Origin of the sequence: Halalkalibacter lacteus (genome assembly GCF_036663595.1) — a bacterium.
Taxonomy (GTDB): domain Bacteria; phylum Bacillota; class Bacilli; order Bacillales; family Bacillaceae_D; genus Halalkalibacter; species Halalkalibacter lacteus.
This window is the reverse complement of the sequence record NZ_JAWRVL010000436.1, coordinates 1-238: the sequence shown is the minus strand read 5'-3', so window position 1 is coordinate 238 and position 238 is coordinate 1. Positions and strand designations below refer to the sequence as shown.

Sequence of the window (238 nt, the reverse complement as noted above, 5' to 3'; positions counted from 1 at the left end):
GCAATCGGCATGGACAAGGCGCTGATGAAGGCTCTTTTCCGCGAATCTGGTATTCGCGTTGCCAGATATCTTGTCATCCGATCATGGGAGTATACACTTACTCAGAATGCTTCGATGCGGGCCATAGAAGAGTCCATCGGATACCCGTGCTTCATCAAGCCGGCCAACGGCGGCTCCTCTGTCGGCATCACCCACGCCCGCTCCCGCGAAGACCTCCCCGACGCCTTCGCCGCCGCCA

General features: G+C 58.8%; 1 protein-coding gene. It reads left to right on the top strand.

Features of this window, described 5'->3' with window-relative positions; all coding sequences use genetic code 11:
- The coding region (locus SAZ04_RS22935) for an ATP-binding protein (protein ID WP_488803358.1) at window positions 1-238 on the top strand (238 nt) is incomplete at both ends.